This is a genomic window from Methanocalculus sp. (assembly GCF_029762515.1).
GTDB lineage: Archaea > Halobacteriota > Methanomicrobia > Methanomicrobiales > Methanocorpusculaceae > Methanocalculus.
Genome location: NZ_JARVGN010000018.1, coordinates 1 through 11614, shown reverse-complemented (window position 1 = coordinate 11614; position 11614 = coordinate 1). Strand labels below are relative to the sequence as shown.

At 50.7% G+C, this 11614-nt stretch carries 14 protein-coding genes, 2 tRNA genes and 1 pseudogene; 10 read left to right on the top strand and 7 right to left on the bottom strand.

What is annotated here, in order from left to right; all coding sequences use genetic code 11:
* Nucleotides 1-24 precede the first annotated feature (24 nt).
* Nucleotides 25-102 carry a 4Fe-4S binding protein gene (locus QCH34_RS01360; RefSeq protein WP_366898185.1) on the top strand — a complete coding sequence of 26 codons (78 nt, stop codon included), beginning with the start codon at nt 25-27 and terminating at the stop codon, nt 100-102.
* Nucleotides 99-1292: an NAD(P)/FAD-dependent oxidoreductase gene (locus QCH34_RS01355; RefSeq protein WP_300328842.1), complete on the top strand. Its 1194-nt coding sequence runs from the start codon at nt 99-101 to the stop codon at nt 1290-1292. The genes QCH34_RS01360 and QCH34_RS01355 overlap by 4 nt, the downstream gene beginning before the upstream one ends.
* 25 nt (nt 1293-1317) lie before the next feature.
* On the opposite strand, the gene QCH34_RS01350 is transcribed toward QCH34_RS01355, so the two are convergent.
* On the bottom strand, nt 1318-1977 hold the full coding sequence (locus QCH34_RS01350; RefSeq protein WP_300328839.1) for a TrkA family potassium uptake protein: 660 nt from the start codon (nt 1975-1977) through the stop codon (nt 1318-1320).
* Between the two features lie 53 nt (nt 1978-2030).
* Between QCH34_RS01350 and rnhB the strand changes: the two genes are divergently transcribed.
* Nucleotides 2031-2669 carry a ribonuclease HII gene (gene rnhB, locus QCH34_RS01345; RefSeq protein WP_300328836.1) on the top strand — a complete coding sequence of 213 codons (639 nt, stop codon included), beginning with the start codon at nt 2031-2033 and terminating at the stop codon, nt 2667-2669.
* Between the two features lie 159 nt (nt 2670-2828).
* Entirely contained in the window at nt 2829-4013 is a 1185-nt protein-coding gene (locus tag QCH34_RS01340) for a site-2 protease family protein (protein ID WP_300328833.1), read from the top strand.
* Nucleotides 4014-4394: 381 nt separating this feature from the next.
* Here QCH34_RS01340 and QCH34_RS01335 read toward each other — a convergent pair whose 3' ends face one another.
* The 5 genes from QCH34_RS01335 to QCH34_RS01315 all read right to left on the bottom strand — a co-directional run bounded on the left by QCH34_RS01335 (nt 4395) and on the right by QCH34_RS01315 (nt 7346).
* A complete protein-coding gene (locus tag QCH34_RS01335; RefSeq protein WP_300328829.1) occupies nt 4395-4715 on the bottom strand; it encodes a GNAT family N-acetyltransferase in 321 nt (106 codons plus the stop codon).
* An 89-nt stretch (nt 4716-4804) separates the two neighbouring features.
* Nucleotides 4805-5866, bottom strand: coding sequence for an SPFH domain-containing protein (locus QCH34_RS01330; RefSeq protein ID WP_300328825.1), 1062 nt, complete (start codon nt 5864-5866; stop codon nt 4805-4807).
* A gap of 4 nt (nt 5867-5870) precedes the next feature.
* Nucleotides 5871-6320, bottom strand: coding sequence for an NfeD family protein (locus QCH34_RS01325; RefSeq protein ID WP_300328822.1), 450 nt, complete (start codon nt 6318-6320; stop codon nt 5871-5873).
* A 47-nt stretch (nt 6321-6367) separates the two neighbouring features.
* Nucleotides 6368-7222 carry an ARMT1-like domain-containing protein gene (locus QCH34_RS01320; RefSeq protein WP_300328819.1) on the bottom strand — a complete coding sequence of 285 codons (855 nt, stop codon included), beginning with the start codon at nt 7220-7222 and terminating at the stop codon, nt 6368-6370.
* Nucleotides 7223-7272: 50 nt separating this feature from the next.
* A tRNA-Pro gene (locus tag QCH34_RS01315) sits at nt 7273-7346 on the bottom strand.
* A gap of 280 nt (nt 7347-7626) precedes the next feature.
* Here QCH34_RS01315 and QCH34_RS01310 point away from each other — a divergent pair.
* Together QCH34_RS01310 and QCH34_RS01305 are read left to right on the top strand one after the other, a co-directional pair.
* Entirely contained in the window at nt 7627-8001 is a 375-nt protein-coding gene (locus QCH34_RS01310) for a roadblock/LC7 domain-containing protein (protein WP_300328816.1), read from the top strand.
* Complete coding sequence (locus QCH34_RS01305) at nt 8001-8624, top strand: response regulator (protein ID WP_300328813.1); 624 nt, start codon at nt 8001-8003, stop codon at nt 8622-8624. Before QCH34_RS01310 ends, QCH34_RS01305 begins: the two co-directional genes overlap by 1 nt.
* 29 nt (nt 8625-8653) lie before the next feature.
* On the opposite strand, the gene QCH34_RS01300 is transcribed toward QCH34_RS01305, so the two are convergent.
* Nucleotides 8654-9055, bottom strand: a complete 402-nt coding sequence (locus tag QCH34_RS01300) for a phosphate-starvation-inducible PsiE family protein (RefSeq protein ID WP_300328810.1) — start codon at nt 9053-9055, stop codon at nt 8654-8656.
* Nucleotides 9056-9297: 242 nt separating this feature from the next.
* On the opposite strand from QCH34_RS01300, the gene QCH34_RS01295 reads away from it, so the two are divergent.
* The 4 genes and pseudogenes from QCH34_RS01295 to QCH34_RS01280 form a co-directional block, all read left to right on the top strand.
* Nucleotides 9298-9371 (top strand) — tRNA-Lys (locus QCH34_RS01295).
* Nucleotides 9372-9455: 84 nt separating this feature from the next.
* Complete coding sequence (locus QCH34_RS01290; protein WP_300328805.1) at nt 9456-9707, top strand: DNA-directed RNA polymerase subunit H; 252 nt, start codon at nt 9456-9458, stop codon at nt 9705-9707.
* A 6-nt stretch (nt 9708-9713) separates the two neighbouring features.
* On the top strand, nt 9714-11279 hold the full coding sequence (locus QCH34_RS01285; RefSeq protein ID WP_300328802.1) for a DNA-directed RNA polymerase subunit B'': 1566 nt from the start codon (nt 9714-9716) through the stop codon (nt 11277-11279).
* Nucleotides 11279-11614 (top strand): annotated as a pseudogene (locus QCH34_RS01280) (DNA-directed RNA polymerase subunit B); the annotation flags it as partial. The gene QCH34_RS01285 and the pseudogene QCH34_RS01280, both read left to right, overlap by 1 nt.

Below are 11614 nucleotides of genomic sequence, written 5' to 3'. Positions count from 1 at the left end.
GAGCTGGTCGATGCATTTCTTACAGTGGATACCGCCTGTATCAACTGCGGAATCTGTGAGAAGGTCTGTCCACTCGGTGCTCTGGAGGTTGTCAAGGAATGAAGCGGCAGTATGACATGCTGGTCATCGGCGGCGGTCCCGGAGGAGCGCTTGCTGCAAAGACTGCCGCAGATAAAGGTCTCTCTGTCTGTCTTGTCGAGAAGCGTCCTGCGATAGGAACTCCTGTCCGCTGTGCCGAGGGTATTGGCAAGGAGCTCCTGACCGACTTCCTCCCCCCGGATCCAAGATGGATTGCAACTGAAATCGAACGGGCCGAGCTTGTTGCCCCTGATGATTTCTCGATGCTCCTTGAGCCGAAGATGGCGGGATCAGAAGTCGGGTACGTCCTTGACAGGAAGGTCTTTGACCGGGAACTTGTCTGGAAGGCTGCCGAAGCAGGAGCCGAGACGTATGTGAAGGCCCGGGCCACTGCTCCAATCATGAGAAATGGTGCAGTTGCCGGTGCGGTCATCGAACAGCATGGGAAGACCTATGAAGTGGATGCGAAAGTCACGATCGCTGCAGATGGCATCGAGTCGAAGTTTGCAAAATGGGCAGGTATTGATACAACAGTCCCACTCCGTGAGATCGAGACCTGTGCACAGTACCTGATGACAGGGATCGATATCGATGCACAGATGACCTCGTTCTATCTTGGCAATGAAGTTGCTCCAGCCGGATATGTCTGGATCTTCCCCAAAGGAAAAGGTCTTGCCAATGTCGGTATCGGTATCGGCGGCGGAAAGAGCGGTGCTGGGCATCGTGCAAAGGATTACCTTGACCGTTTCGTCAAAAGGAAGTTCCCTGATGGCAAATGCATCGAACTGATTGTCGGTGGCGTATCGGTCTGCAAGCCGCTCTCCTGCACGGTTGCAGATAATATGCTGATCGTCGGCGATGCTGCCCGGATCTCTGATCCCATCACCGGAGGCGGGATTTACAATGCGATGTACACCGGACGGCTTGCCGCCGAGACTGCAATCGGAGCACTTGAGAAGGGTGACACCAGAAAAGCCGCATTGATGCCATATGATACAATCTGGCGCAGCTCAAACATGGGGAAGGCGCTTGAACGGAACTATGCCGTCAAGGAAATCTTTGTCGGGTTATCAGATGAGAAGCTGAATGCTATTGTTCATTCTATCTCAAAGATCAATCTTGAGGAATTCAGCACGCTGACACTGATCACCGAGCTGATCAAAGCAAACCCCTCGCTCCTCCTGGAGCTCAAACATCTCAAAGCATTCCTCTAAAACGGCAACCGGTCAGAGACCGGTTTCATATTTTTGTGAACTGTTGGTTTAAATAGCGGAGACTGCTTAATTCAGCCTCTTTTTTAGAGAATACGGTGATTAAGTCTTCCGGCCTGATAACAAGATCTCCCTTCGGGATGATCAGATCTCCTGCCCTGTGAACTGCTATTATGACGAAATCCTTCACATCAAGGTCACTGATCTTTTTATTGGCACCGCGTGAATCCGCTTCTACGGAGATCTCAAAGATCCCTCCCCCATGGATCGAGGCAAGTGCCTGGGTATTTGGGTTCTCTGCCCAGGTATAGAGGGATCTGGCAACGATCTCATCAGGATTTTCGCTGATCCTGACTCCCACCTCGGAAAAAAGCTCGGAATGTTCCTTGTGATTTACAATCGATACAACATTCGGAACAGAGTACCGTTTTGCAAGCCAGCATGTCATGAGGTTTGCCGCATCATCGCTAGTGGTTGCAACAAGTGCGTCTGCATGATCGATCCCGGCATCCTCGAGAATCGATTTGTCGGTGGCATTTCCGGTGATTGCCAGGAGATCGTAGGTCTCAAGCATCGAAGCACACCGCTCTTCATCCCTGTCGATGATTACAACGCTGTCGCCATTCTCAGCAGCAGTGGCCGCAAGGCTTCTCCCGATACCGCCGAGGCCGATAACGATGATGTACATATACGGTTTTACATAAGCACGTGTTGAAATACCTTGCGGAGTGATCTGTATGTATGCTCTGCGGAGTGGATGAGGCAGGGAAGGGTGCGGTTCTCGGGCCGATGGTGGTTGCAGCCGCCGGTGTTTTTGATCTCACGCAGCTTGACTCTCTTGCAATCAGGGATTCAAAAACCCTCAGTCCCCGCAAAAGGGAAGAGCTTTTCCCTATGCTGACGGAAATGTGCCTCTTTCATGTCGTCTCTGTCTCTCCGGGTGAGATTGATGCTGCACTCCCTCTCATCTCAATGAACCTGGTGGTGGCACGGGCACATGCAGCATGTGTTGCGGCACTGAAGCCAGAAACCGCATACCTTGATGCATGTGATGTAAATGCCGCCCGGTACGCAGATACGGTGCAGTCTCTCCTCCCATACCCATGCAGACTGGTAGCCGAGCACAGGGCAGATGCTACCTATCCAATTGTCGGTGCCGCCAGTATCATCGCAAAAGTAACAAGGGATCGGGCGATTGCCGATCTCGCCCTTGAATATGGTGATATCGGGAGCGGTTATCCTTCCGATAAAAAGACGATCCGTTTTCTCTCAGAGTATATCCGGGAACATGGGATCCCCCCCGCCTGTGCCCGATCGAGCTGGAAGACTGTGGCAGCTCTCCTCGAAAAAGAAAGACAATCATCGCTTTTCGATTTCTAACACAATGAACGGCTTTATGAAGGTTCACAGCAAACAGTAAACCTACTTATGGACTGGCTTTTCCCTGTTGTTCTTGTCATTGCTTTATATGCAGTTATAGCCGGGGTCATCTGGAGAAATGGTTTATTTCCAGAAAATATCACGTTTTATGGCCCTATTATGATGATCAAAACGGAAAAAGTCGGTTTTTTTGATCGTTTTATTCCCTTCAGGGCATTCTTCAGGATCTATGGGACTATCGGGGTGCTGATGGTGGTCTTCATCTCAGCCCTGATGATGTACCTGCTCGTCAAGACGACCGAGATCACCCTTCTGACACGCCCGGAACCAACAGAGTTCCAGAAACCCCAGAATCTTCTCCTCATCCCCGGTGTCAATGAGTTTATACCCTCATCTTTTGCGGTCTGGACCGCCCTTGTGCTGACGATTGCAATCCATGAATTTGGCCATGGTATCCTCTGCCGAATCGAGGGGATCGCGGTAAAGAGCACCGGACTTCTGCTGGCGGTCATCCCTATCGGTGCATTTGTTGAGCCTGATGAGGAAGATCTCGATAAAAAACATGGCATGCCGAAGATGCGGATGTTTGGGGCGGGTATCACTAACAACCTCACCGTCGGTGTAGCCTGTTTCATCGCCCTTGTCCTCCTCCTCGGGATGGTAGCCCCCTCCCCTGCCCCGGTTGTCACCGGTGTCTACATGGATTATCCGGCATATGAGGCCGATCTCCCCTTCCCTTCGGTCATCATGAATGTCAATGGCGAGCCGGTGGCATCCAGGGAAGAGGTGACGGCACTCCTCTCCCAAACCCGTCCCGGCGATTCCCTGACGCTCATTGTTGATTCGGATGGCACACCTGTCGAACGAACCCTTATCCTCTCGGATTGGCCGGAGGAACTTGCCAGCGAAATGGAATCAGGGTTCATGGGGATTATGTACTATGACAGCGAGCGTGTCGTTACCGTACTTGGCAATCTCGCCTCTCCTGAAGGGATGCTCTATCTCCTGATCGCACCACTCAATATCGTTCCGGGAGCAGATTTCCTCAGGGTGATCCCCTATGACTCGGTTGAGAACACCTACCTCCAGGTGCCGTTTGATGGTTTCTGGCCACTGATTCACCTCCTCTTCTGGGTTGGCTGGATCAATATCATGGTCGGGATCTTCAATGCCCTTCCGATGCTTCCGCTTGATGGCGGCCATATCCTCAGGGAAGGGTTAAACAGGATTCTTGACAAGCGTGGACTGGGAGGATATGTGGATCGGATCGTCGTCTCGGTTTCATGGGTGGTGCTGTTTATGCTCCTGGTTCCGATCCTCCTCCCCTACCTCTTCCATCTGTGAGGGGGGATCGCAGCGTTATATGGAGGGAAGAATACCCTGATCTGAGTATCCGGCAGAAGGCCGGATTTACGGCTCTTCGCTGATTAGTCTGGTTTTTCAATAGTGAACGAGCCATCATCTGGTTATCAGGTGTTTGAATCAAGCATTCGGATCTGTTCACTTAGGTGTTTTTCCCCACCGCCCCGTCCCCGTCCTCACATGCTTCGCAGGGAGGTTGAACGGATGGCCGCACCTGCTTCAAACTACCCTCACCAATAGCGGGGAGGAAAATTTTACCTTCCTCTCCTCACCATCGGGATGGCGTTGCACCCTTCCATTTCCCCGAAACAGAAGATGAAACGCTCACGGGTCGTCTGTGGCATTGCCCGCTCTTCAATCCTCTCAAATCCAAGGGATGTGTAGAATGCGATCAGTGGGAGGGTGGAATGGATATATGTCCTCACCGCCGCAGGCATCAAGGAGTGCCTGTACAACAATGCGGGCAAAACCCCTGCCCCGGTACCTCTCGGGGGTGAAGACACAGTCCATCTCGAGACCCTCCGGGTGGCGGGTACAACGGGCTGTTGCAGCCAGTTCCGCCTCAGTAAATACACCGAATATCCGTTCTTTTATTGCATCTGCTTTCTGGCTGCGATACTCACGCCAGAGTGTTTCTGCGAGGTGGAATTCTTCTTTGCCGAGTTCCCGGATGATCTCTGTCATAATGAGCTGGTTGGAGTACCGGCTGATAGAAGTTATGGTTTGATTTAAAAAAAGGAAAGGAAAGGAACGGCTTTGCTGCCGGTTCCCGGTTATTCGATCTTATCTTTTCCGATCATCTTGATATCGGATGTATCGATATCCGCTTCGATCGATTTTAAGATCTCTTTTGCTGAATGGATTGCATCCTTTCCAGGCATCTCGCCGAGTATATCCTCAGAAAGCTCCATTAAGTCTTTTGGATCTTCATCATGCATATCCTCTGTTGCGCCAAGGAACTTCGCGCTCTGCTTGATGAGGCTTGTCAGCTCAAACGGCAGCACGATCTTGGTTGCTTCTCCCTCGGCCATCTTCTTCAGAGCCTCCAGTGAGAGGACAGTAATTGCACGCTTATCAAGCGGGCGGGCGCCAAGTGCCAGGATACGGAGCCCCTGTGCATCTCCCTGCGACACCAGGATCTTCCCCTGCCGTTCACCCTCTGCTCTCAGGATCTTGCTCTGCCGCTCACCCTCGGCTTCGAGGATCATACTCTGCCGGAGACCTTCGGCCTTCAGGATGGCAGCCCTCTTCTCTCCATCTGCCCTGAGGATTGCCGCACGCCGTTCACGCTCGGCCGAGGTCTGCTCGGTCATCGCCTGTTTAACAGCACCGATCGGGTCGACCTCTTTGATCTCGACACGCTCAACCTTGACACCCCATTGGTCTGTCTCCCGGTCAAGCATATCGCGGAGCTTGGTGTTGATAAGATCCCGGTTGTAGAGGACTTCATCAAGCTCCATATCGCCGATAATGCCACGAAGGCTTGTCTGTGCAAGAGCCACCGTGGCGGATTTATACGCGGCAACCTCAAAGAATGCTTTTTCAGGATCCATCACCCGGACATAGATGATGGCATCGACATTTGTCGGTGAATTGTCTTTTGTGATCACTTCCTGCGACGGAACATCAATCACCTGTGTCCTGAGATCCAGCTTGATGACTTCCGTGATGAACGGGACAACCCAGCGGAAACCGGGGTTCATCCGGCCGGTATAGGTACCGAGCCGGATGGTAAGGCCCTGCTGGTACGGCTGGACGATGACCACGCCACGGGCAAATATGAAGACGATAATTAAAATTAAAATGATCGTTACAAAACTATCAATGAGAGCCATACTTTCATACCTCCTCTACAATGACATGCACTCCCTCGGAACTGACAACCCTGATGGTTGTACCGGGGGAGAGTATTCTTCCTGTTGAGCGTGCACTCAACTCGACACCGGAGACCGAGACCTTCCCTGAGAGTTCGTCCGGTTGTACTTCACGCACGACCTTCCCTTCCTTTCCAACAAGAGAGTCACGACTCATCGTCGTTGGCAGTTGTTCGGGTGAGAGGCGCCGGTATAACAAGATAGTCAGGCTTGCGGCAATGAGTGCCGACGCAACTCCGATCAGAATCCCCCACGTGCTGCTGAAGACATCGATGCCCATCAGGAACATGACTCCAAGGACGATCATCGTTGTGCCGGGTACAGCGGCAAAGAACCCCGGATTCATTGCTTCGAAGAGAAGCAGTAATGCACCGATAATAATCAATGCGAAATACAGGTTCGTCTCAAGCACCATACAGATAGATGGTGGTTTGGGGGTATAAATGCTTCCTGAAAGGAAAATTATCTGATGATATGGGCAATCTTTGCCCCTTTTGGGACTCCGAGCTTTTCTGCGATCGGATCACACTTTGCAACCAGCAGGTACGCAACCGGCGGCAGATTGGAATAATCTGAGAGAGACTCATAGTTGGCAAGCCCTTTTGAGATGATCAGGGTTGAACTCTGGATCGCATCTTTCAGATCGTCTGGGATCAGTTTGAGATTGACGCCGATTTCTGCACCGCCGCCTGTTGTGGTCAGGTGGTCTGCGACCTCATCTATCCCGGCATCCCGTGCCTCATCAAGGGTGACATCGTTTAATATTGGCGCGTGTTTCACGGCAACCGTGACATATGCCCCCAGATGTTTCAGCTCCTCAATGAGAATCCGGTCAAAGAAACTCTCACCGGTATTATCCATAAAGTATACGACTCTCCGGGCAGCTTTTGCAATTTCATCGGAATCGTCGATAAAGAGTCCCTTCTCAAATTCTGCCTTGAAAAAGCTGATAAAGTCCTCTGCAATCGTATGGCCCATCACTCCGTAATCCATTGCGTTTCCGATGACTGCCGCCCGAATGGCAGATGGAAAATCTGTTATCAGGTGGCGGACCTTTGCTACAACATCCCGTGCTGTCCGGGTATCCTGGTACTTCAGTGTCCGGTACGGATCAACGGCCCCTACAGTTCTATAACAGCAACGGTGAACCGCACTTGCAATCACGGGTGCCGGAACATCATCTTCAAACAGTGAGTCAAGCAGGGTGCGGGAAGCCCTGACTGCTTCTTCAACGATTGCCGTATCCTCTGTGCAGAGTTCTGCTTCAAAGCGGACGCGGGAGAGGAGACAATCCCGGCATGTTTCGGTGATTCTCATTTCATCGACCTGTTACCTGATAATCTGATACTTTTTAAGAAAGAGTTGAATGGGGCCACTGCGATTTGAACGCAGGTCAGAAGACCCCCAGTCTCCTAGGATGGCCAGGCTACCCTATGGCCCCGTGCTCATACTATTCGGTTGTATTGCATATGTAGTTTCCTTTTTTAACCGGGATTGAAAGCACAATTGCCTGCATCCGAAATCCTCCCTATCTCTCAAAACGATCTCATGAACACAGGGGCGGATCTCTGGTGGAAAGCAAAAAGGTATTTATGTATGGGGCTAATTAGTCTTCTAATCCTTTGTATCGCGGGGAAAGAGCAATGATCGATAGTTCATACCGATTAACGCTGGATACACCTCCCTCAATAGAGTAAAAAAATACCGGAGATCAGTTGCAGATGTCGTCAGCAGGCCCTCTTAAGCAGATGATTCGTCAGTTCGTAGACGAAATTAAGGCTGTTTCAGGCGTAAACGATTGCGCCCTTGTTTCAACCGATGGAATCCTCATTGGCAAATCATTTGAAGACTCCCTCTCTGCCCAGTCTTTTGGGGCGATGTGTGCCACCATGATCGCCTCATCCGAGGCTGCCGCATCTGTCGTCAATATCGAATCCCCTCTCTGGATTGTGGTGAACAGCCACAAAAAAGCAATAATCCTTGTTCCTGCTGGCGAACGGCTGTTAATTGCTGTCACTGCCAATAACGATGCAAATCTGGAGGGGGTCTGCGCCCATCTTCAGGAGATTGGAGAGCGTATCGGAGGAGCTCTCTGATGACAGCAAAAATCCTTGTGATCGATGATAACCCCGGCATTGTAGAGGTATTTGTAACCATGCTGAAGCGTGGTGGATATACGACATATTCCGCTGGCAGCGGGGCAGAAGGACTTGATATTCTTCTGGATCTCACTCCGGATCTCATCCTCCTTGATATCATGATGGAGCCGATGGATGGCTGGGAGACTCTTGAAAATATCAAGCTGAACCCGGCTACCCGTGATATACCTGTCATGATGCTGACAGCAAAACAGCTCACTCCCGATGAGGCAGAAGAGTATGGGATGTATATCGAAGATTACATCATCAAGCCGATCACGCATACGGAACTCTACGAATCAATAGAACATGTGCTCGAGAGGCGCCGGTCAATCGCAGCGGCGATCAGGCTCGCCGGTGAGCGGGGTGTCAACCAGGTTCTTGTATCGGAATATGCGCGCCTCGTAAAAAGTGTTGATGTGAATACACGTCTCATCCGTATTCTTGAAAATACCTATTCTCTCAAGGATCGCAGGACAGGAAGCGTCGAAAAGATAGAAAATGCCATTAACAGCATGAAGAAAGGCCTTTCGATCCAGCAGTCCCGTCTCGAGGAGATCCGGGCTCAGATTGGGATCTGAACTCTGTTTTGCCCGAATCTCTCTCTTCTTCAGTGTAAAATCGTATTATCCTCGCTTCTTCCCACAACATAGATTGCTGCTGTCAGGACGGCGATGATACCGATGATCCAGATCATTTCTGCAACCTGTGCATCATCCACACTGATAATGAGCACTTTTCTGATCATCGCGGTCATTCCTGCAATCAGGATAGGGCGGACAAGAATGCGTTTTGTCCTGAAATACCCGGTAACGGTCTCAAGCACCTCGACAACGATGATCGTCAGAAGGAGGACATGCAATACGTCAAGAATGCCGGTGATCACATCTCCATGCGAGAAGATCGCAAATATCAGGTAGACTGCATCCAGAAAGGTCAGAAGGGCAATAATGATCAAAAGGGCGGCAATTAATGCATAAATAAAAAGTGTACACCGCGAAATCATATTCATTACTGATTTCATTATCGGAGTCAGATGATCGTAATCTCCCATACTTTTCACCGTGTACCTTCGATTCTACTTTCATATGAAGCGGTTTTGAATTAAAGGGTGTCGGTTGGATCGTTAGTGATTGGGCATTTCCGGGTCCGGATCGCTTCATGATGATCGGAAATGGGGTTGAAAATGTGGGTGAATAACAAGGTTTTTAAGTTAATATGGCATTTTAATAATGCTAGGTTTGTTTGACCGGTGGGTCCGTAGCTCAGTTAGGTAGAGCGCCTGGCTTTTAACCAGGTGGTCGGGGGTTCAAATCCCTCCGGGCCCGTTACCACGGTTCAAGCTGTGGTTTTTAATCGATGAGATCTCTGAACATTATCCTATTCAACACTATTAAAAGGGGCAATTATTGATGGGCACCAGGTTAAATGTTCTGATGCATGATATGGTGCCAAAGCATCAGATCATGGATGTTGAAGAAGTAAACACTCTCCTGACGGATTATAATCTGATAATGGAGCAATTACTAAAGATATATCACGACGACCCAATTGTTAAATCTATTGATGCAGTACCCGGGAATGTTATACGCATCACCCGAAAAAGCCATACAGCGGGTGAGGCTGAAGCATTTCGCCTTGTTGTGAGAAGACCCAAGAAATAATCGGAGATGATACATCTGATTGATAGAAGCGTATTATCGCAGGCATATTTTTCCAAAGATCATGTTGCACGCCACCAGTTCGAATCCTACAACAACTTCTTAGACTATAATCTACAGACCGTCGTTGATGAACAACGCGTCATAGAGACGGATATTGAACACAGGGGCAAGAACAACGAGGCTGTCTGGGTCGAGCTTGGTAAGATCCGGGTTGAAAAACCCATAGTCCGGGAGGCGGACGGATCCCAGAGCGAACTCTACCCGACCGAGGCACGGCTTCGGAACCTCAACTATGCTGCACCCATGATCCTGGAGATGACGCTCTGCCAGGGTGAGGAACGGTACGATCCAATCGAGACAACAATCGGTCAGCTTCCGGTAATGATCGGATCAAAAGTCTGCAACCTGTACGGCCTCTCCGATGACGAGCGGGTCGAATGTGGTGAGGATCGCCTGGATTCCGGCGGATATTTCATTGTAAACGGCACAGAACGCGTGCTGATGTCACTTGAAGATCTTGCATCCAACAAGATCATGACCGAGTATACCGAGCGGTACAACGAACAGATCCATGTCTCAAAGGTCTTTTCGCAGTACCGTGGCTACCGGGCACTCGTTGTCGTTGAGAAGAATAAGAAGAATCTCCTTGATGTCTCATTCCCCTCGGTTGCCGGGCACCTGAAATTTGCAGACCTGATGCGTTCACTCGGTCTTGAGACCGACTCCGATATTGTGACCGCGGTCTCTCTTGACGAGGATATCCTCACCTACATGATGCAGAACCTTGAAGCCGCAGAATGCGGATCAGTCGAGGAAGGAGTCATGTATGTCGGCAAAAAGCTTGCACCGAACCAGACGAGGGAGTACCAGAAGAAGCGTGCTGAATTTGTCCTTGACAACTATCTTCTCCCCCACCTGAATTACCTCGTCAGCCCCTCGGTGAAAGAGGATGATCCCGGGTATGAAGAGATGATGATCAGTGTCAGGCTGGCAAAAGCCCATTTCCTCGGACGAATGGCTGAAGCCTGTTTCCACCTCGCATTGAAGAAGCGGAAGACAGACGACAAGGATCACTACTCAAACAAGAGGCTGAAGCTCGCTGGTGACCTGATGGAGGATCTCTTCCGGATCTCCCTCAACCGGCTGACCCGTGATGTCAAGTACCAGCTTGAACGTGCCAGCATGCGGCACCGCGATCTTTCAATACAGACTGCCGTCAGGGCAGATGTATTAACCGAGCGGCTTCTCCACCCACTTGCAACAGGGAACTGGGTAGGCGGAAGAACCGGTGTATCACAGCTTCTGGATCGGGTTGACCACATGTCGGTCATCTCCCACCTGCGCCGTGTCATCTCCCCGCTCTCCCGCTCACAGCCGCATTTCGAGGCCCGTGATCTGCACCCGACACAATGGGGCAGAATCTGCCCGTCAGAGACTCCTGAGGGTCCGAATTGTGGTCTTGTAAAGAACTTTGCCCAGCTTGTCGAAGTGAGCAAGGGTGTCCTTGATGAAGAGGAGATAAAGAATGTGCTCTTCAGCATTGGTGTCGAGCCGATTGGTGGTGAACACTAATGTCAGTCAAAACACGAATTTTTGTTGATGGAGCACTCATTGGTGTTGTAGATGACGGACAGGCGCTTGCAGCCAGGGTCCGTCAGCTCAGGCGCCGTGGCGAGCTCTCCTCAGAGATCAATGTCTCATTCAAGGAATACAGCAACGAGATTGTTATCAATACCGACCGCGGCCGTGCCAGAAGGCCACTCATCATCCTTGATCAGGGACTCCCGATCATTTCAGACGATGATATCGACAAGATCCGGGCCGGGCAATATTCTTTTGAGGATATGGTCTCCCAGGGGAAGATCGAATATGTGGATGCCGAAGAGGAAGATGATCTCTACATCGCT

Coding starts and splice junctions, on each gene's coding strand:
- QCH34_RS01305 (WP_300328813.1), top strand. CDS start 8,001: ATGACAGCAAAAATCCTTGTGATCGATGATAACCCCGGCATTGTAGAG.
- QCH34_RS01290 (WP_300328805.1), top strand. CDS start 9,456: ATGGGCACCAGGTTAAATGTTCTGATGCATGATATGGTGCCAAAGCAT.
- QCH34_RS01350 (WP_300328839.1), bottom strand. CDS start 1,977: ATGTACATCATCGTTATCGGCCTCGGCGGTATCGGGAGAAGCCTTGCG.
- rnhB (WP_300328836.1), top strand. CDS start 2,031: ATGCTCTGCGGAGTGGATGAGGCAGGGAAGGGTGCGGTTCTCGGGCCG.
- QCH34_RS01330 (WP_300328825.1), bottom strand. CDS start 5,866: ATGGCTCTCATTGATAGTTTTGTAACGATCATTTTAATTTTAATTATC.
- QCH34_RS01335 (WP_300328829.1), bottom strand. CDS start 4,715: ATGACAGAGATCATCCGGGAACTCGGCAAAGAAGAATTCCACCTCGCA.
- QCH34_RS01300 (WP_300328810.1), bottom strand. CDS start 9,055: ATGAATATGATTTCGCGGTGTACACTTTTTATTTATGCATTAATTGCC.
- QCH34_RS01320 (WP_300328819.1), bottom strand. CDS start 7,222: ATGAGAATCACCGAAACATGCCGGGATTGTCTCCTCTCCCGCGTCCGC.
- QCH34_RS01355 (WP_300328842.1), top strand. CDS start 99: ATGAAGCGGCAGTATGACATGCTGGTCATCGGCGGCGGTCCCGGAGGA.
- QCH34_RS01285 (WP_300328802.1), top strand. CDS start 9,714: ATGATACATCTGATTGATAGAAGCGTATTATCGCAGGCATATTTTTCC.
- QCH34_RS01325 (WP_300328822.1), bottom strand. CDS start 6,320: ATGGTGCTTGAGACGAACCTGTATTTCGCATTGATTATTATCGGTGCA.
- QCH34_RS01310 (WP_300328816.1), top strand. CDS start 7,627: ATGTCGTCAGCAGGCCCTCTTAAGCAGATGATTCGTCAGTTCGTAGAC.
- QCH34_RS01340 (WP_300328833.1), top strand. CDS start 2,829: ATGATGATCAAAACGGAAAAAGTCGGTTTTTTTGATCGTTTTATTCCC.